Genomic DNA, 17,403 nt, shown 5'->3' on the forward strand with positions numbered 1-17,403 from the left:
CGGTCTTTCACTTCACGAAACGATCGAAAGGAGTAGGCGCCCCGTGGCCCCTCCGCGTCCCCGCCTGTCCCGCCGCGACGCCCTCCGGCTCGGTGGCCTCGCGCTGCCCGCGCTCGCTGTGGGCGGCCTGCTCACCGCGTGCGGCAGCGCCGCCGGCACTCCCGGCACCGTGCTGCGCGTGGCCCAGACCTCGGACCCGAAAACCCTGGATCCCCAGAAACAGGGCGACCTGACCTCCATGAACGTGCTGATCAACATGTTCGACACGCTCACCACCCGAGGTCCGGACAACCAGCTCAAACCCGGGCTGGCCCTGTCGTGGTCCTCGCCCGACCCGCTGACCTGGCGCTTCAAACTCCGGCCCGGCGTGAAGTTCCACAACGGCGAGCCGTGTGACGCCGAGGCCGTGGCCTTCAGCATCAACCGGTTGCTCGACCCCGCCACGAAGTCACCGATCGTCGAGCTGCGCTACGTGAAGCAGGCCGTCGTCGTCGACCCACTGACGGTGGACCTGCGCTGCAGCGCTGCCGACCCGATCATCCCCGCGAAGGTCTCGCTGTTCGGCGGCGTCGCCGTGCCACCGAAGTACCTCAAGCAGGTCGGTTCGGCCGGCTTCGCGAAGCATCCGGTAGGCACCGGGCCGTTCACCTTCGAGAAGTTCGAGCGCGACCACCAGCTGCGGATGCGCGCGAACCCCGCCTACTGGGGCGGCAAACCGGCCTACGACGAGCTCGTGTTCCTGCCGATGGCCGACCCGTCGTCCTCGCTCGCGTCGCTGCAGAGCGACGAGGTCGACATCGTCGCGGGCCTGACGCCCGATGCCGCGCTGCAGATCCAGGGGTACCCGGGCGTCGAGATCCGCCACTTCCCGGGCATCCGCACCTCGTACCTCTCGCTCGACACCACGCAGGGCCCGTTGCGCGACGTGCGGGTGCGCCAGGCGCTCAACCACGCCGTCGACGTGCCGCTGCTGATCAAGGCGGTGCTCGACGGCAAGGCCCGCGAGGTGCCGACGATGTTCCCGCGCGAGTCGTTCGGCTTCGACCCGTCGATCGCGCCGTACACCCGCGACCTCGGCGAAGCCAAGCGGTTGCTCACCGAAGCCGGTTTCCCGAACGGCTTCGACACCTCGATCACCGCGCTGACGGCCGACTCCAACGTCGCCGAAGCGATCTCCGGGCTGCTGGCGAAGGTCGGCGTGCGGGCGCGCGTCGACCTGATGGACTCCGGCACCTACACCAGCCGCCTCACCTCGAACAACCGCAGCGCGCTCGGCCCGATCTACCTCGCCGCCAGCACCGGCTGGACGCTCGACGCCGAGAGCCTCGTGCAGTCCAACGTCCGCCACGACCGGCGGCAGAGCCGCTGGCACAACGCCGACGCCGACCGGCTCATCGACGCCGAGGAGCTCTCCCTCGCACCCGCCGCCCGGCAGCAGGCGTTCACGTCGCTGCAGAAACTTCTGAAGCAGGAGGCGCCGTTCGTGTTCCTCTACCAGATCGACAACACCTACGCGGTCAACACGAGGCCGACGTGGCAGCCCGGTGTCGTCGGCGTGCTCGCCATGGCCTCGGCGAAGGTGACCCCGTGACGGCGCCGGTCACCACCGCCACCCGGCCGGTCGCGCGAGCCGGGGCGGGCGTGCTGCGGGTGGTCGTGACGAAGGTGCTCACCGCGATCGTCGTGCTGTTCTTCGTGGCCACGGCGGCGTTCCTGCTCGTGCGGCTCTCGGGCGACCCCGTGAAGCTGATCCTGCCGCCCGACGCCACCGCGGCCCAGGAGGCGACGCTGCGCGCGAGCCTCGGGCTCGACCGGCCGCTGATCACGCAGTACCTCGACTACCTCGCCGGCCTGCCGCGGCTTCAGCTCGGCAATTCGCTCGTCTACGACCAGCCGGTGACCGACGTGCTGTTCTCCCGCGTCCCGGCGACGCTGGAGCTGGCCGGTTCCGCGCTGCTCGTGGCGCTGGCACTGGCCGTGCCGGCGGGCACGTTCGCCGCGATGCGCCGCGGCCGCGCCGGTGACTCCGGCGTGATGGCCGGTGTCCTGGTCGGACAGTCCACTCCGGCCTTCTGGGTCGGGATCCTGCTCATCCTGATCTTCGCCGTGCAGCTGAAGATCCTGCCGGCTTCGGGCTACGGCGGCATCGAGCACCTGATCCTGCCCGCCGTGACGCTGGCCGTGTACTCGGTGGCGGTGATCGCGCGGCTGCTGCGCTCGTCGCTGATCGACGTGCTCGGCTCGGACTTCATCCGCACCGCGAAAGCCAAGGGCCTCGGCACCGGCGGGATCGTGCTGGGCCACGGCATGCGCAACGCCGCGCTGCCCGTGGTCACGGTCATCGGCCTCGAGGTCGGCTCGCTCCTGGGCGGCGCGATCCTCACGGAGCAGGTGTTCTCGTGGCCCGGTCTCGGCCGGCTCACGGTCGAGGCGATCCAGAACCGCGACTTCCCGCTCGTGCAGGCGGCGGTGCTGTTCTTCGCAGCCACGTTCGTGATCGTGAACCTGCTGGTGGACCTGTCCTACACAATTCTCGACCCGAGGGTGCGGGTGACCTCATGACCGCCATCACCGCTGTCGCCGCCGCCGCGCGGTCGGCCCGGCCGAGCGCCGTGCGCGCGATGTTGCGCAACCGGCTGGGTGCCGTCGCCGTGACCGTGCTCGTGCTGATGGTGCTCATCGCGCTGTTCGCGCCGCTGATCGCGCCGTACGACCCGGGCGCGCAGGACCTGCTCGTGCGCCTGCACCCGCCGGCGTGGCAGTCGGGTGGCGACGCGAGCCATCTGCTCGGCACCGACCAGCTCGGCCGCGACATCCTGTCGAGGCTCTTCTACGGCGCCCGGATCTCGCTGCTCGTCGGCGCCTGCGCCGCTCTGCTGGCGGGGATCGTCGGCGCCGCGATCGGGCTTGTGGCCGGGTTCCTCGGCGGCTGGTTCGACCGGATCCTCATGCGCCTGGCCGACATCCAGCTCGCGTTCCCGCCGATCCTGCTGGCGCTCGCGATCGTCGGGTTCCTCGGCTCGGGCCTGTGGTACGTGGTGCTCGTGCTCGGCTTCACCGGCTGGGTCTCCTACGCCCGCGTGATCCGCTCCGAGGTGCTTTCCTTGCGCACCAGGGAGTTCGTCACGGAGGCGCGGGCGATCGGCGTCACCGACCTCGCGATCATGCGCCGCCACCTGCTGCCCAACGTGATGGCGCCGCTCGCCACCATCGGCACGCTGCACGTGGCCGCCGCGATCGTGGCCGAGGCGTCGCTGAGCTACCTCGGCCTCGGCGTGCCGAAACAGACCGTGACGTGGGGCGGCATGCTCAGCGACGGCCAGCTGTACCTGGGCACGTCGTGGTGGGTGGCCGTGTTCCCCGGCATCGCGCTGATGCTCACCGCGCTGTCCGTCAACATCACCGGAGACGTCCTGCGCGACGTCGCGGACCCGAAGGCGTACCGCTCATGAGCCTCGTGGAGATCAAGGACCTGCGGGTCGAGTTCCGGCTGGACACCGGCACGGTCACGGCCGTCGACGGCGTGAGCTTCGCCGTGGACGAGGGCGAGACGCTGGCGGTCGTGGGAGAGTCGGGCAGCGGCAAAACGGCCACAGCGCTGTCGCTGCTGCGGCTCAACCCCGAACCGCCGTGCGTTTACGAGGGCGAGGTGCTGCTCGACGGGCGCGACGTGCTGCGACTGTCCGAAAAGGACCTCCGGCAAGTGCGCGGCAACGACGTCGCCATGGTCTTCCAGGACCCGATGACGAGCCTCAACCCCGTCAAACGGGTTGGTGCGCAGGTCGCGGAAGTCGTCCGCCGGCACGCACGCGCTTCGCGGGCCGACGCGGCCAAAGCCGCGGTCGAAGCGCTGGCCGAGGCCGGGATCCCGGACGCGGGGCGGCGGGCGGCCCAGTACCCGCACCAGCTTTCCGGTGGGCTGCGCCAGCGCGTGATGATCGCGATGGCGCTGGTCGGCCGGCCGCGGGTGCTCGTGGCCGACGAACCGACGACCGCGCTCGACGTGACCGTGCAGGCGCAGATCCTGGAGCTGCTGGTGGAGCTGCAGCGCCGCCACGGCATGGCGATCGTGCTCATCACCCACGACCTGGGTGTGGTGGCCGAGGTCGCGGACCGGGTCGTGGTGATGCGCTCGGGCCGCGTGGTCGAGACCGGCGGCGTGCTGCCGGTGTTCGAGACACCGCAAGAGGAGTACACGCGCGAGCTGCTGCGCGCCACACCGAAGCTGGAGCGGGTATGACGAACCTGGTCGAGATCCGGGGCCTGCGCAAGGACTACGGCGCGGTGGCCGCCGTGGACGACGTCGACCTCGACGTGGTCTCCGGCGAGACGCTCGCCGTCGTCGGCGAATCGGGGTCGGGCAAGACGACGCTGACGCGGCTGTTGCTGCGGCTGGCGGAACCGACGGCGGGCAGTGTCCGCTTCGACGGCGCCGACCTGGCGACGCTGCCCGCGGCCCGCCTGCGCAAGGTGCGCCGCGAGATGCAGGTGGTGCTGCAGGATCCGTACTCCAGCATGAACCCGCGCCTGCGCGTCACCGAGATCGTGGGCGAACCGCTGGTCACGCACGAGCGTGGCCTGCGCGGTCGGCGTGGCCGCACGCGGTTGCGCGCGCGGGTCGGTGAGCTGCTCGACGCCGTCGGCCTCGCGCCGGAGGTGCAGGACCGCTACCCGCACGAGTTCTCCGGCGGGCAGCGCCAGCGCATCTCCATCGCCCGCGCGCTCGCCCTCGAACCGCGGCTGGTCGTGCTGGACGAGCCGACGAGCGCCCTCGACGTCTCCGTGCAGGCGCAGGTGCTCGACCTGCTCGCCGAACTGCAGTCGCGGCTACAGCTGACGTACGTATTCGTGTCGCACAACCTCGCGGTCGTGCAGCAGATCGCCGACCGGGTGGCGGTGATGCGCGCGGGCCGGATCGTGGAGCTCGCGTCGAAACAGCGGCTCTTCTCGGCGCCGGAGCACGACTACACGCGGACGTTGCTCGACGCGGTGCCGGACCCGGATCCGCGGCGGGCCCGGCGATGGGCCGCGTCGTGAGGTGGCCGACGTGAGCTCAGTGCCGCGACAGCACCAGGCCCGCGCCGCCGAGCAGCACGATGTCGTCGGCCGGGCCGGTATTGACCAGCACCCGCGGGGGTTCCGCGCCGGTGGCCCACGACGAGTCCTCGCGCAGCCGGTGCTCGATGCGGGCGCGGAACGCTTCGCCGCCATCGGAGGCTTCGCCGTGCAGGATGAAGAGGCCGGGGGCGAACAGCTGCTGGATGTTGACCAGGCCCAGGGCGATGTTGCCCGCGTACTCGTCGAGCAGCGGGTCGCCGGCCAGCTCGCGGACACCGCGGGCGGCCAGGCCGCGCCGTTCGGCCTCGGCGCGCAGCCACGACGTGGTCGCGACGGTTTTCCAGCAGCCGCGCGCGCCGCAGGTGCAGGGCAGGCCACTGGCGGCCACCGTCATGTGCGCGCCGCTGCGCCCGCCCGGAGGGGCGAGCACCTCGCCGTCGTAGAGGATGCCGACGCCGAGGACCTCGCCGGTGGACACCGACGCGAACGTCGTGCGGCCGCGGCCCGGGCCGAACCAGCGGTCGCCGAGGACCTGCACGCGGGCGAGGTGCTCCACATGCACGGGGACACCCACGAGCCGGGTCACCACTTCGGCCACGGGGTAGCCGTGCAGCGCGGGCACCTCGTGGACCTCGATGATCACGCCCGCCGACGCGTCGACCAGGCCCGCGGCGGCGATCCCGACACCGGCCGGCGGACTGGGGAAGCGCACCGCCGAGGTGAGCGCGGCGTCGATCTCGCCGGGGTCGGCCGTGCCGTGCGGGTACGTCGCCTCGGCCTGCCAGCGCACCGTGCCCGACAGGTCGAGCAACGCGGCGCGCACACGCCCGGGCACCAGCTCGACGGCGCCGAGCAGCGGTGCGTCCGGCGTGCGCGGCTCGGCAGCCGGGACCAGCCGCAGTGCTGGTCGTTCGCCGGAACTCATGCGGTCACGATGCCACGCCCGGCCCGACGAGGGGAGCCCACATGCCCGAACTGACGCGGATGACCTGGCGGGAGGTGCGCGTGGCCGCGCCGTCGGCCATCGCGGTGCTGCCGATCGGCTCGCAGGAGCAGCACGCGGGCCACCTGCCGATGGGCACCGACACGATGCTCGCCGAGGCCGTGGTCGACGGCGCGCTCACCCGCCTCGGCGGCGATCCGGAGGTCGTGCGGCTGCCCGCGCTGCCGTTCGGCCACAGCCCGCACCACCTGTTCGCCGCGGCTGTGTCGCTCTCGGCCGCCACGCTGCAGGCCGTGCTCGCCGACGTGCTCGATTCGCTCGTGCGCAGCGGCTTCCGGCGCGTGTTCGTCGTCAACGGCCACGGCGGCAACGACGAGATCATGCGCCTGGCGGTGAAGCAGTACGCGCTGCAGGCCGACGTCGCGCTCGCCGCGTGCTCGTACTGGTCGCTCGGCGAAGCCGCTTCGCCTGGCCACGCCGGGCTGTTCGAGACGTCGTTGATGCTCTCCGCGAAGCCGGACCTGGTGCGCGAACCCGCGCCGCGGCCGGACGTGACCCCGCCGCCGCTGTTCGACCGGCCGCCCTATCCCGGGCTGACGGTCGAGCGCCACGGCGAGTGGGCCCGTGTCGGGGGCTCCACCGACGACGCCACGGCGGCGACCGCCGACCGCGGTGCCGACCTGCTCGACCGGCGGGTGGCGGCCCTGGCGGCCGCGATCCGCGCCTTCGCCGGCGCCACCCGCGAACACGCTCAAACCGAAGGGGAGGCATGAAGATCACCGACGTCGACGTGCAGGTCGTGAACCTGCCGTTGACCAACCCGTTCACCAGCTCGTTCGAGACCAAGACGGGGGAGACCCGCACGGTCGTGCGCCTGCGCACCGACACCGGTGTGGAGGGCTGGGGCGAGACGATGTGGGGCCGCCCGGTCGCGGAGCTCACGCGCCAGCTCGGCGCGGAGCTGGTGGGCAAGAGCCCGTTCGCGCTGGAGGCGTTCCACCAGCGGCATCACATGGTGCCCTTCTTCCACGGCTACCTGGGCTACGCGGCGCTGGCGGCGCTGGACGTCGCGTGCTGGGACGTGATGGGCAAGGCCACCGGCCAGCGCGTGACCGACCTGCTCGGTGGCCCGGTGCGCGAGGAGGTGCCGATCACCGCGCTGGTGACCCGCGCCGACGCGCCGGGCGCGCAGGGCCGTGAGCTGGCGCAGGGGATCGCTGATCACGCGGCGAAGGTCGTGGCCGAAGGCGGCTTCACGGCCGTGAAGCTCAAGGGCACCACGGATGTCTTCGGTGACGTCAAGATCATGCGGGAGCTGCGGCGGGCGCTGCCGGACGTCCAGCTGCGCGTGGACCCGAACGCCGCGTGGTCCGTGCCCGACTCGATCCGCGCGGGGCTGGCGATGGAGGAACTCGACCTGGAGTATCTCGAAGACCCGTGCGTGGGCATCGAGGGCATGAGCCAGGTCCGCGCGAAGGTGCGGATTCCCTTGTGCACCAACATGTGCGTGGTGCGGTTCGAGGAGTTCGCCCCGGCGATGCGGCTCGGCGCGGTGGACGTGATCCACGGCGACGTCTACAAGTGGGGCGGCATCGCGGCGACGAAGGCGCTCGCCGCGCACTGCGAGACGTTCGGTCTCGGCATGAACCTGCACAGCGGCGGCGAGCTCGGCATCGCGACGGCCGCGCATCTCGCCGTGGTCGCCAGCACGCCGGTGCTCTCGCGCGCGATCGACAGCATGTACTACCTGCACGTGGACGACATCGTCCAGCCGCTGCACCTGGAGGACGGCCGTCTGCGCGTGCCGACCGGTCCCGGCCTGGGCGTGGAGGTCGACGAGGACAAGCTGGCCTTCTACGCGGCGAAGAACGCCGCCGAAGGCGACCTCACCGGCTGACGCGCGCGAGCACGTCGTCGAGGGAGCACGCCAGCGCTTCGGGCGAGCCGTGCAGGTGGGACAGCGCGGTGCCGCCCTGCTGGGCGGTGAGCAGCGTCAGGGCGAGGTGCTCCGGGGAGACGTCCTCGGAGATCTCGCCCGCAGCCTGGGCGCGGCGGACGAGCGTGGTGATCGCGTCCTGCCAGCGGTCGAAGAGGCGCGCGAGGGTGGTGCGCAGCTCGGCGTCGTCGTCGACCTGGCCGACGAAGGCGCCGAGCGGGCAGTTGCCGTAGTCGCTCTCGTCGGCCGCGGCGAGTACCTCGTCACGCCAGCGGCGCAGGTCGGTGCACTCCTCGTCCTGCAGCGACGGCTGCGCGGCCAGCACGCGCGCCAGCTGGTGCTCCAGCACGGCGACGGCGAGGTCCTGCTTGCCGCCGAAGTAGTGGTACAGCTGGGATTTGCCGGTGCCGCTCTCGGCGAGCACCTCCTCCAGCGGCGTGCCGCCGATGCCGCGCTCGTGCATCAGCCGCGCGGCCGTGGTCACGATCTTCTCGCGCGTGCGGCGGCCGCGGCTCGTGGTCGGTTCGGGGCGCATCTACGCGGGATAGGTCTCGTAGTGGCGGGTGTCGAGCGTCGCGGGGTCGAACTTGCCCGCGATCGAGCCGATCCACTGCTTGAACAGCGGGCTCGACCGGAAGCCCTGCTCGTGCGCCTCGACCGACGTCCAGTCCACCGACACCGTGAAGCGGCCGGGCTCCTCGACGCAGCGGCTGACCGTGGCCGACAGGCAGTCCGGGTGCTCGCGCAGGTAGGGCACGCCCGAGGCGATGGCCCGGCCCAGCTCGTCCTCGCCGCCGGTAAGCGCGGTGAGGGTGGCGACTTCGGTGACCATGAGTGCCTCCCTCAGGCGGTTTCGACGGGCAGGTCGGCGCGGGCGCTCCACTCGTTCCACGAGCCGTCGTAGTTGGTCCCGAGGGGGAAGCCGGCGATGGCGAGTCCGAAGAGGACGGTCGAGGCCGCGACGCCGCCGTTGCAGTAGGCCACGACCGGCCGGCCGGGGTCGAGCTCGGCCGCGGTGAAGAGGTCCTTCAGCTCGGCCGCGGAGCGCCAGGTGCCGGTGGCGAGGTCCACGAGGTCTTCGCGCGGCACGTTCACGGCGCCGGGGATGTGCCCCGGCCGGTTGCCGGGACGCGCGATCTCGCCGGTGTACTGGCCGGGATCGCGGGCGTCGACGAGCTGGATCTCCGGTTTGTCCAGTGCGGCCAGCACGTCCTCGGCCGTGGCTCGCAGTTCGGGGCGGGTGTGCGGGGTGAACACCGCGCACGGGTGCTGCGGCACGGCCGTGTCGACGGCCCGGTTTTCCTGCTGCCACAGGGTGAAGCCGCCGTCGAGCACGACCACGCGGTGGTGGCCGTCGTAGTGCAGCGCCCACCACAGGCGCGTGGCGAAGGTCGACGCCGGGTGCGTGTCGTAGGCCACCACCAGGTGCTCGTCACCGATCCCCGCCCGCGCCATCGCGTCGGCGAACTGCCGCTCGGTGGCCACCTGCACGGGCACGGCGTCGTCCGGGTCGACGATGTCGCGCGTCCAGTCGAGGAACACCGCGCCGGGCACGTGACCGGCGGCGTACTCGTCGGCCGAGCTCTCGTAGCCGAGGCCGGCCGGCCTCGGTGAAGAGGTCGCCGCGCCCTGGCCGGGCAGCGGCGGCACGGAGCCGCGGATGTCGACGACCCGGACGTCCGGATCGTGCAGGTGTGCGGCCAGCCACTCGGTGGTGACCAGGAAATCGGCGCGTGGCATCGGCTCGGGCCCGTCCCTCCGGCGGGGCCGGTGCCCGCCTTCAGTCTGTACCATACAGTACAGTTCCGGGCGGTGTCGTTCCCAGCAGGTCAGCGCAGCGCGTTGATCGTGATGGTGAGCGTGTCCGGGTCGCCCGCCTGCACGGCGCCGCTGAAGTCCGGGCCGGGGGAGACGTCGTCGTAAGGGAAGGCGTAGCCGCGGTTGTCCGGCAGGCGGCTGTGGACGATGCGGGCGTAGTGGTTGGTCTCGGCGGCGGTGTAGAACTTGGCGGGGTCTTCGCCGTCCGGCTGGTTCGGGTTGTCGAGCAGCGTCGTGCGGTTCAGCGCGGCCGCCAGCCGGGGGACGATGGCCTTGCGCGCGTCGCTGTCCCCCTCCTTCAGTGTGAACGGGCCGCTGTTGCAGCTCCACACGTCGGCGGTGACCGGTTTGGCGAAGCGCTCGCCGTTGGTGAAGGTCAGCATGCCGTCGCTGCCGACGCGGCCGGTGAACTTGCCCAGGCCCGGGACCTGCGAGTCGACGGTGAGGTCGGTGCCCGCGTACTTCTGCCAGACGGAGTCGATGTACCCGTCGAGATAACCGGTGAAGCGGTCGGCCCGGTGCTGCGCGGACAACGCACGCAGCGGACGGCCGTCGGCCCCGGCGTCCACCAGGTCGGCCCACGCGCCGCCCTGGGCTTTGAGTGCGGCGCAGATCGGGTCGAGCGAGCCGGCGGGCAGGCCGGGCACGGTCTGGTCGCCCGAGACCGTCGTCCGCAGGTGCAGGCCCATCGGGATCGCGACGAAGTCGACGTAGCTGATGTTGGCGAACAGCACCGCGTCGTTGAAGGTGAACTCGCAGAACGACCAGTCGCGGCCGTGGTTCGGGTCCGCGGTGTTGACGAAGCTCGGGTGCACCAGTGCGGGGCCGGGGTTGACGAAGAAATCGAGCTTCGCGTCGGTCACCACGTAGATCCGCGCGCCCGCCATCTTCGGCACGCTCACCTGCGGCAGCGATTTCACCGGGATGGCGCAGTCCTCGGCGAGCGGCGTCTGGTCCGCCGCGGGGGAGGGCGGGTAGTACGGCGTGCCGTCGGCCTTGAGGATAACGGGCCGGCTGTCCGGCGCGATGCCGGTGATGTAGGCGTAGGTCTGGCCGGCGCCGGAGCGGTCGTCGAACGCGACTTTCACCGTGTCCGGAGTTGCGGCGGAGGCGATGCCCCTGCCCCACAACGGAAAGGTGGCCGCCGCGGCGGACGCGCCGAGGAAAGCTCGTCGGGAAATCAAGGAAAACGCCTCCTGGGGACGGGGGAGTGTTCGGTGGGCCGGTGGGGCCCGCCGCCGCAGGCCCCACCGGCCGGGTCAGCCGACCTGGAGGTCGATGCAGGAGTAGAACGCGTTGGCCGTGTCCGCGATGTTCCACACGGCCAGCACGGTCTGGCGGCCGGTGTGGCCGCTCAGGTCCACCTGGTGCGTCACGGTTTCCGGCGGCTGCTGGTTGTGGCCGTCGAAGCTCGCGATCTTCTCGTCGCCCAGGTAGTACTCGTAGTTCGCCGTGCTGTGTCGCGCGGTAAAGGTCCACGTGAACGTGACCGTGGAGCCGACGGACGCGGCCTGCCAGGGCTTGGAGTTGTCGTTCAGCTCGGCGTACTCTTCCTTGCCGCCGTTGCAGCTGTGCAGGCCCTTGGGCCCTTCGACGCTCTGCGGTTCGTACTTGATCGCTCCGCAGTCCACGATCCCCTGCGCGCACTGTGCCTGCCGGCTGGCGGGGGAGTTGACGTAGCCGTGGGCGCTCGCGATGCCGGTGGGTCCGACGAGCACGAGCACGGGTGCGAGGGCGGCGCCGGTGAGGCCGGCGATGATCTTCCGGTTCGCTTTCATCCGAGCTCCTTCGGGGACTGCTCGCGACCCGAGGGGACGGCGAGCGAAGGATCGATTCGTGGTCTAGACCATAACCACAGGAACCGGAATCGGTCAACAACTGGCGAAGTGCATATGGAAGTTGGTTATCGGGCAACTGATCGTCATGGTTCAGTGCATCGACGCGCCGGCTTCCCGGGCTGCGTGGAGGAACGTGCGCACGGCCGGGGCGATCCCGTCGGCGTGATAAGCGACCCCGATGCCCAGCTGTGGCCGTGGGCCCCGGATCGGCCGGTAGACCACGCCGGCGCGGGTGAGGCGCTGCGTCTCCGAGGCGATGAACCCGAGACCGAGCCCGGCCGCGACCAGCGCGATGATCGACTGCGCGGGGTGGGCTTCCATGGCGATCTTCAGGCTGAAACCCGCTTCGCGGCACAGCAGCAGCACGGTGTCGTAGAGCTGAGGCGCGATCTGGCGCGGGAAGATCACCACCTGCTCGCCTTCGAGGTCGCCCAACTCGAGCGACTCGTGCGCCGTCAGCGGGTGGCCTTCAGGGAGCGCGAGCTGGAACGGTGCCCGGCCGATCTCTTCGACGGCGATGCCGGCGTCGTCCAGTGGCGGGTGCACCACGCCGACGTCGAGGTCGCCACGGCGCAGCGCGTGCTCCTGCTCCGCGGTGGTCAGCTCGCGGACCACGAGGCCGACGTTCGGGAGCCGTGCGCGGAACAACGCGGCGATCTCCGGGTAGACGACGTAGAGCGCGGGCGAGGTGACGCCGACCGTGAGCTGACCGACCTCGCCGCGGTCGGTTCGCAGGGTGAGCGCCGCGGCGTCGTCCATCTGCCGCAGCACCTTGCGCGCCTCGGCCAGGAAGACCTCTCCCGCCCGCGTGAGCGAGACCGAGCGCTTGTTCCGGTGGGCGAGACGCACGTCGAGTGCTCGCTCGAGCCGCAGGATCTGCTGGCTCATCGCCGGCTGGCTGATGTGACAGCGCTCGGCGGCCCGGCTGAAGTGCAGTTCTTCGGCGAGTGCCACGAAGCACTCGAGTCCGGTCCGGTCCATTGGCCCAGCTAACTCTGATAACCAGAACAAATCAATAGATCCAGACAAAGAGTTGGACCCAATCGTCTCGGCGCTCTTACCGTGGCCTGCGCCACTCGAAGAACGGAGAGCACCGAATGCTGTTGCCGACGTCCGACGGTCCGCCGATTCGCGTCACGTCCGTGGAGACGACCGTCGTCAACGCGGAGCTGCGGAACTGGATCCTGGTCAAGGTCCGCACCGACCAGGACGGCTTGTACGGCTGGGGCGAGGCGAGCCTCAACTGGAAGACCCGGGCCGTGACCGGGGCGATCGAGGATCTCGCGCCGCTGGTGGTCGGCCGCGACCCGCGGGACATCGAGCAGATCGTGCGCGTGCTGACCAAGCACAGCTACTACCGCCTCGGCATCATCGGGTCCACCGCGATCAGCGGTATCGAGCACGCGCTGTGGGACATCTTCGGCAAGTCCGTCGGGCTGCCGGTGTGGCGGCTGCTCGGCGGCCGGGTCCGCGACTCGGTGCGCGTGTACACCCACCTCGGGCTCGGCGACATGAGTTCGGTGTACGACACGGCCGACGCCGGCCGGCTGCGCGAGAAGGCCGCGGCGGTCGTCGAGCAGGGCTACGACGCGCTCAAAGTCGTGTTCATCCCCTACGGCAACCACCTGACCGTCGCCGCGGAGCGCCGGCACGTCGACAAGCTGATGGCGACGCTGCGCGACACCGTCGGCCCCGACGTGGACATCATGGTCGACTTCCACGGGCGCACCGCGTCCGTCGCCGCGGCCTCGCAGTACATCGAGGTGCTGGCGCCGTACGAGCCGCTCTTCTGCGAAGAACCCGTACAGCCCGGTGACACGGAAGCACTGCGGCAGGTCGCCGAGCGTTCGCGCGTGCCGATCGCGACCGGGGAACGGCTGGTGGGCCTCGGCGAGTTCCTGCCGGTGTTCGCGGCGAAAGCGGTGCACGTCGCGCAGCCCGACCTCAACCACACCGGCGGGTTGCTGGAGGGCAAGCGCATCGCGGCCGTCGCCGACACCGAGCTCGTGGGCGTCGCGCCGCACAACCCCAACGGCCCGATCGCCGGGGCCGCGGCCCTGCACTTCGACGTGAGCACCCCGAACTTCGTGATCCAAGAGGAGATGAGCGGCGCGGTGAGCTGGTACGACGAGGTCGTGCGCACCCCGATGACCCGGGTGGGCAGCCACTGGCAGGTCCCCGACGCACCCGGGCTCGGGGTCGAGGTGGACGAGCGGGAGGCCGCGAAGCACCCGTTCAAGCCGGAAGTGCCGCACAGCAGCTCGGCCGTACTGGCCGACGGAACGGTGGTGGACTGGTGACCACCACGATGCGGACGTTCGACCACCCCGCCGGCGTGCACAACGCCACGCCGCCGCGGGTGGTCTTCGGCCCCGGCACCTCGGCCGGCCTGCGCGACGAGGTGGAGCGGCTCGGCGCGAGCCGGGCGCTGGTCGTCACGACCCCGGGCCGCACCGAGCTCGGTGACCGGTTCGCGACCGCGATCGGCGATCGCTGCGCGGGGCTGCTGCCCGAGGCCGTGAGCCAGGTGCCGGTGGAGCTCACGCGCCGCGGCGCCGAGAAGGCCGCGAGCCGGGGCGCCGATTGCCTCGTCGCGGTTGGCGGCGGCGCGGCGACAGGCCTGTGCAAGGGCATCGCGTACCTCTCCGGACTGCCCATCATCGCCCTGCCCACGACCTACTCCGGCTCGGAGATGACGGGCTTCTGCGGGATGACCGCCGACGGCGTGAAGCGCATGCACGAAAGCCTTGCGATGCGACCGTCCACAGTGGTCTACGACGCCGAGCTCTCGCTCTCGCTGCCGCCGGCGGTCAGCGCGTCGAGCGCGATGAACGCGCTGGCGCACTGTGTCGACGCGATCTACCTGCCCAGTCTGAGCCCGCTGATCGCGCCCGCGGCCGTCGAGGGCGCCCGGGTGGTGGCGACCACGCTGCCGGCGCTGCTCGCGGACCCGGGTGATCTCGCGCTGCGGAACGAAATGCTCTACGGCGCCTACCTTTCCGGGGCCGCGCTCACCGGCGGGTTCGCGATGCAGCACGCGATCGCGCACATGCTCGGCGGCAGCTACGACGTGGAGCACGGCGTCGCGCACGCCGTGGTGCTGCCCTACGTGACCGACCACCTCGTGCGCCACGCGCCCGGGCCGCTCGGCCGGATCGCGGCCGCGCTCGGCACCGACGACCTCGCCGGCGCCCTGTGGGACCTGGCCGTCGGCGCGGGACTCCCGGTGCGCCTCGCCGACGTCGGCTTCGGCCCCGGCGACGAGGACCGCGCCGTCGAGATCGCGACCACGGCCGACGGTGCCCCGGCCACGCCCGACACCCACGACGGCGGCCGGGCGGGCAACCCGGCGCCGGTCACGCCGGCCGCCGTGCGCGCCATCCTCCGCGCGGCTGCCGACGGGACCAGGCCGGGTGGCTCGCGATGAGGATCCTGCTGATCGGCGAAGCCGCGGACCACGAGGACGACCTGCGCGCGCACCTGGCGCAGCCGTACGAGGTGGCCGGATTGCCGTGGGCGGCCGCCGACTCGGCCGCGTTCGACGGCGAGCTCGGCCCGGACGACGTCGTCGTCTCGTTGCGGTTCTCCCGCCCGGAGGGGCAGGCGCCGCCGTTCCGGCTGCTGCACGTGCCGGGCGCGGGCCTCGACCGGATCGACTTCGCCGCGCTGGCCCCGGAAACCGCTGTGGCCAACGTGTTCGAGCACGAAACGCCGATCGCGGAGTTCGTCCTCGCTCGGCTGCTGGAGTGGGAGATCCAGGCTGCCGCGCTGCAGGCTTCGTTCAGCGCGGACGCGTGGCCGGAGCTCTACGCGCACCGCGTCCCGCACGGCGAGCTGTACGGCAAGACGCTCGGTCTCGTCGGCTACGGGCGCATCGGGCGGGCCATCGCCGAGCGCGCCGCCGGGTTCGGTGTCGAGGTGCTCGCGGTGGACGACTTCGCGAGGGGCGACGGCATCGCGCAGGTGCTGCCGACCGCCCGGCTGGCGCAGGTGCAGGAAACGGCCGACTACCTCGTGCTCGCCTGCCCGCTCACCGCGGAGACGACGGGGCTGATCGACGCCGCGGCGCTGGCGCGGATGCCGGCGCACGCCGTGCTGGTGAACATCTCCCGCGCGCCGATCGTCGACGAGACCGCGCTCTACGAAGCATTGCGGGACAACGGGATCGGCGGTGCGATCCTCGACGTCTGGTACCGCTACCCCGGCAGCGGCGGGGAAGCCGTGGCCCCCGCGGCTCACCCGCTGTGGGACCTGCCGAACGCCTGGTGCACGCCGCACTCCAGCGCCTGGACCACCCAGCTGCCGCGCCGCCGCTACGCGGTCATCGCGGACAACATCAACCGGCTCGCCGCAGGGGAGCCGTTGCGCCACGTCGTTCGCCCGCCGAATGGCACCGCTCAAGGAGGAGCAAGCCATGACCCCCACCGGAACACCTGACCAGATCTGGGCCGAGTCCCGGCGCCGCCTCATCCCGGGGACGGTGATCGGGAGCCTCATCGAGTGGTACGACATCGCCGTCTACGGCCAGGCCGCGGCGCTCGTGTTCGGCACGCTGTTCTTCCCCCAGTTCTCCGACACCGCCGGGCGCGTCGCCGCGTTCGCGACCTTCGGCGTGGGCTACTTCGCCCGGCCGCTCGGCGCGATGATCTTCGGTCACGTGGGAGACAAATACGGTCGCCGGTTCTCCCTCGTCTGCACCCTGCTGCTGATGGGGATCGCGACTGTCGTGATCGGGCTGCTGCCCACCTACGCGGGCATCGGGATGCTCGCGCCGGTGCTGCTCGTGGTCTGCCGGCTGCTGCAGGGGCTCGGCGTCGGCGCCGAGTACGTGGGCGCCGTGACCATGGTCGCGGAGTTCGCGCCGGCGAAGAAGCGCGGCTACTTCGCCTCCCTGCCCGCCTCCGGGGTGTTCCTCGGGATCGGGCTGGCGGCCGCGGTGAGCGCGAGCGTCTCGGCGCTGCCGAACGACCAGCTGATGAGCTGGGGCTGGCGGGTGCCGTTCCTGCTGAGCTTCGTCGTGGTCGGCATCGGGCTGCTCATCCGCCTGCGCGTGCCCGAGTCACCGGTGTTCGCCGAGCTGAAGGAAGCTCGGGCCCGCACCAAGGTGCCGGCCCTCACCATGATCAAGGCGATGCCGAAGCGGCTGCTGCTGGTGATGGTCGCCAACGGCGTGCTGGCGTTCAACATCTACGTGGTGCAGACCTATTCGCTCAGCTACCTGGCCGGCAAGGGCGTGGCCAAGAGCAGCGCGCTCGTGGCGGTGCTGGTCGGCTGCGCGGTCGGTGCGGCGGTGATCCCCGTGCTGGGCAAGGTTTCCGACCGCTCCGGGCGCAAGCCGGTGTACCTCGCGGTGAGCGCTTTCTGCGCGGTGGTGCCGTTCCCGTTCTTCTGGCTGCTGGACACCCGCAACGTGGGCCTGATCGTGCTCGCCTTCGCCCTCGCGCTCGGCGGCTGCCTCGCGATGTTCGGTTCGCAGGCCGCGTTCTACGCCGAGCTGTTCCCCGCGCAGTACCGCTTCAGCGGTTTCGCGCTGGGCCGCGAGATCCCCGGCGCGGTGCTCTCCGGACCCGCCCCGGTGATCTGCGTCGGCCTCGTGACGCTCGGCGCCGGTTCCCCGAGCCTCGTGGCGGTCGCGATGGTCGTGGTGGCCGTCGCGGGCCTGCTCGCGGTGCTCGCCCTGCCGGAGACCCGCGGCACCGACCTGGCACCCATGGTCGAGCCCTTTCCCGCCGTGACCGAGCGCGCCGGCGCCTGACCCCCGTTCCGGGCCGGCTGCCCCCCACCGGTCCGGACGGGTTCCACACCACGTC

Annotated in this window: 18 protein-coding genes; 11 read left to right on the forward strand and 7 right to left on the reverse strand. The window is 71.6% G+C overall.

The annotated features are described in order from the left end of the window. The first annotated feature begins 43 nt into the window (after positions 1–43). The 5 genes from AB0M56_RS14820 to AB0M56_RS14840 are packed head-to-tail and all read left to right on the forward strand — an operon-like array spanning position 44 to position 5,037. A complete protein-coding gene (locus AB0M56_RS14820) occupies positions 44–1,591 on the forward strand; it encodes an ABC transporter substrate-binding protein (RefSeq protein WP_364175423.1) in 1,548 nt (515 codons plus the stop codon). Next, complete coding sequence (locus AB0M56_RS14825) at positions 1,588–2,562, forward strand: ABC transporter permease (RefSeq protein ID WP_364175425.1); 975 nt, start codon at positions 1,588–1,590, stop codon at positions 2,560–2,562. Before AB0M56_RS14820 ends, AB0M56_RS14825 begins: the two co-directional genes overlap by 4 nt. After that, on the forward strand, positions 2,559–3,452 hold the full coding sequence (locus AB0M56_RS14830) for an ABC transporter permease (protein WP_364175428.1): 894 nt from the start codon (positions 2,559–2,561) through the stop codon (positions 3,450–3,452). The genes AB0M56_RS14825 and AB0M56_RS14830 overlap by 4 nt, the downstream gene beginning before the upstream one ends. Further along, a complete protein-coding gene (locus AB0M56_RS14835; RefSeq protein WP_364175431.1) occupies positions 3,449–4,240 on the forward strand; it encodes an ABC transporter ATP-binding protein in 792 nt (263 codons plus the stop codon). Before AB0M56_RS14830 ends, AB0M56_RS14835 begins: the two co-directional genes overlap by 4 nt. Beyond that, positions 4,237–5,037 (forward strand): ATP-binding cassette domain-containing protein, encoded by an 801-nt coding sequence (locus tag AB0M56_RS14840; protein ID WP_364175438.1) that lies wholly within the window; start codon positions 4,237–4,239, stop codon positions 5,035–5,037. The genes AB0M56_RS14835 and AB0M56_RS14840 overlap by 4 nt, the downstream gene beginning before the upstream one ends. Before the next feature lie 16 nt (positions 5,038–5,053). On the opposite strand, the gene AB0M56_RS14845 is transcribed toward AB0M56_RS14840, so the two are convergent. Next, positions 5,054–5,983, reverse strand: coding sequence for an ROK family protein (locus tag AB0M56_RS14845; RefSeq protein WP_364175441.1), 930 nt, complete (start codon positions 5,981–5,983; stop codon positions 5,054–5,056). 41 nt (positions 5,984–6,024) lie between these two features. On the opposite strand from AB0M56_RS14845, the gene AB0M56_RS14850 reads away from it, so the two are divergent. Both AB0M56_RS14850 and AB0M56_RS14855 read left to right on the forward strand, forming a co-directional pair. Continuing rightward, positions 6,025–6,774 (forward strand): creatininase family protein, encoded by a 750-nt coding sequence (locus tag AB0M56_RS14850; RefSeq protein WP_364175444.1) that lies wholly within the window; start codon positions 6,025–6,027, stop codon positions 6,772–6,774. Beyond that, complete coding sequence (locus tag AB0M56_RS14855; protein WP_364175447.1) at positions 6,771–7,898, forward strand: enolase C-terminal domain-like protein; 1,128 nt, start codon at positions 6,771–6,773, stop codon at positions 7,896–7,898. The genes AB0M56_RS14850 and AB0M56_RS14855 overlap by 4 nt, the downstream gene beginning before the upstream one ends. Here AB0M56_RS14855 and AB0M56_RS14860 read toward each other — a convergent pair. From AB0M56_RS14860 to AB0M56_RS14885, 6 genes are all read right to left on the reverse strand, one after another. After that, the gene (locus AB0M56_RS14860; protein WP_364175450.1) at positions 7,888–8,472 is read right to left on the reverse strand and encodes a TetR/AcrR family transcriptional regulator; all 585 of its coding nucleotides are present in this window, start codon (positions 8,470–8,472) and stop codon (positions 7,888–7,890) included. The two genes, AB0M56_RS14855 and AB0M56_RS14860, sit on opposite strands and share 11 nt — an antisense overlap. Next, positions 8,473–8,769, reverse strand: coding sequence for an antibiotic biosynthesis monooxygenase family protein (locus AB0M56_RS14865; protein ID WP_364175453.1), 297 nt, complete (start codon positions 8,767–8,769; stop codon positions 8,473–8,475). Between the two features lie 11 nt (positions 8,770–8,780). Further along, entirely contained in the window at positions 8,781–9,677 is an 897-nt protein-coding gene (locus tag AB0M56_RS14870) for a sulfurtransferase (protein ID WP_364175455.1), read from the reverse strand. Between the two features lie 89 nt (positions 9,678–9,766). After that, positions 9,767–10,939, reverse strand: coding sequence for a glycoside hydrolase family 64 protein (locus AB0M56_RS14875; RefSeq protein ID WP_364175458.1), 1,173 nt, complete (start codon positions 10,937–10,939; stop codon positions 9,767–9,769). 75 nt (positions 10,940–11,014) lie between these two features. After that, positions 11,015–11,533 carry a lytic polysaccharide monooxygenase auxiliary activity family 9 protein gene (locus AB0M56_RS14880; protein WP_364175461.1) on the reverse strand — a complete coding sequence of 173 codons (519 nt, stop codon included), beginning with the start codon at positions 11,531–11,533 and terminating at the stop codon, positions 11,015–11,017. Positions 11,534–11,683: 150 nt separating this feature from the next. Then, positions 11,684–12,574, reverse strand: a complete 891-nt coding sequence (locus AB0M56_RS14885) for a LysR family transcriptional regulator (protein WP_364175464.1) — start codon at positions 12,572–12,574, stop codon at positions 11,684–11,686. Positions 12,575–12,690: 116 nt separating this feature from the next. Here AB0M56_RS14885 and AB0M56_RS14890 point away from each other — a divergent pair, with 116 nt between their 5' ends. From AB0M56_RS14890 to AB0M56_RS14905, 4 genes are read left to right on the forward strand one after another with little or no spacing between them, the layout of a single operon-like run. Further along, positions 12,691–13,893: an enolase C-terminal domain-like protein gene (locus AB0M56_RS14890; protein ID WP_364175467.1), complete on the forward strand. Its 1,203-nt coding sequence runs from the start codon at positions 12,691–12,693 to the stop codon at positions 13,891–13,893. Continuing rightward, the gene (locus tag AB0M56_RS14895; RefSeq protein ID WP_364175469.1) at positions 13,890–15,020 is read left to right on the forward strand and encodes a maleylacetate reductase; all 1,131 of its coding nucleotides are present in this window, start codon (positions 13,890–13,892) and stop codon (positions 15,018–15,020) included. Before AB0M56_RS14890 ends, AB0M56_RS14895 begins: the two co-directional genes overlap by 4 nt. Further along, a complete protein-coding gene (locus AB0M56_RS14900) occupies positions 15,017–16,030 on the forward strand; it encodes a 2-hydroxyacid dehydrogenase (protein WP_364175472.1) in 1,014 nt (337 codons plus the stop codon). Before AB0M56_RS14895 ends, AB0M56_RS14900 begins: the two co-directional genes overlap by 4 nt. Then, positions 16,008–17,348 (forward strand): MFS transporter, encoded by a 1,341-nt coding sequence (locus AB0M56_RS14905; protein ID WP_364175475.1) that lies wholly within the window; start codon positions 16,008–16,010, stop codon positions 17,346–17,348. Before AB0M56_RS14900 ends, AB0M56_RS14905 begins: the two co-directional genes overlap by 23 nt. Positions 17,349–17,403 lie beyond the last annotated feature (55 nt).

The sequence above is a fragment of the Amycolatopsis sp. NPDC051372 genome (genome assembly GCF_040682095.1).
In the GTDB taxonomy this organism is placed as follows: Bacteria; Actinomycetota; Actinomycetes; order Mycobacteriales; family Pseudonocardiaceae; genus Amycolatopsis.

Coding starts and splice junctions, on each gene's coding strand:
- AB0M56_RS14830 (WP_364175428.1), top strand. CDS start 2,559: ATGACCGCCATCACCGCTGTCGCCGCCGCCGCGCGGTCGGCCCGGCCG.
- AB0M56_RS14835 (WP_364175431.1), top strand. CDS start 3,449: ATGAGCCTCGTGGAGATCAAGGACCTGCGGGTCGAGTTCCGGCTGGAC.
- AB0M56_RS14840 (WP_364175438.1), top strand. CDS start 4,237: ATGACGAACCTGGTCGAGATCCGGGGCCTGCGCAAGGACTACGGCGCG.
- AB0M56_RS14845 (WP_364175441.1), bottom strand. CDS start 5,983: ATGAGTTCCGGCGAACGACCAGCACTGCGGCTGGTCCCGGCTGCCGAG.
- AB0M56_RS14850 (WP_364175444.1), top strand. CDS start 6,025: ATGCCCGAACTGACGCGGATGACCTGGCGGGAGGTGCGCGTGGCCGCG.
- AB0M56_RS14855 (WP_364175447.1), top strand. CDS start 6,771: ATGAAGATCACCGACGTCGACGTGCAGGTCGTGAACCTGCCGTTGACC.
- AB0M56_RS14860 (WP_364175450.1), bottom strand. CDS start 8,472: ATGCGCCCCGAACCGACCACGAGCCGCGGCCGCCGCACGCGCGAGAAG.
- AB0M56_RS14865 (WP_364175453.1), bottom strand. CDS start 8,769: ATGGTCACCGAAGTCGCCACCCTCACCGCGCTTACCGGCGGCGAGGAC.
- AB0M56_RS14870 (WP_364175455.1), bottom strand. CDS start 9,677: ATGCCACGCGCCGATTTCCTGGTCACCACCGAGTGGCTGGCCGCACAC.
- AB0M56_RS14880 (WP_364175461.1), bottom strand. CDS start 11,533: ATGAAAGCGAACCGGAAGATCATCGCCGGCCTCACCGGCGCCGCCCTC.
- AB0M56_RS14885 (WP_364175464.1), bottom strand. CDS start 12,574: ATGGACCGGACCGGACTCGAGTGCTTCGTGGCACTCGCCGAAGAACTG.
- AB0M56_RS14890 (WP_364175467.1), top strand. CDS start 12,691: ATGCTGTTGCCGACGTCCGACGGTCCGCCGATTCGCGTCACGTCCGTG.
- AB0M56_RS14900 (WP_364175472.1), top strand. CDS start 15,017: ATGAGGATCCTGCTGATCGGCGAAGCCGCGGACCACGAGGACGACCTG.
- AB0M56_RS14905 (WP_364175475.1), top strand. CDS start 16,008: ATGACCCCCACCGGAACACCTGACCAGATCTGGGCCGAGTCCCGGCGC.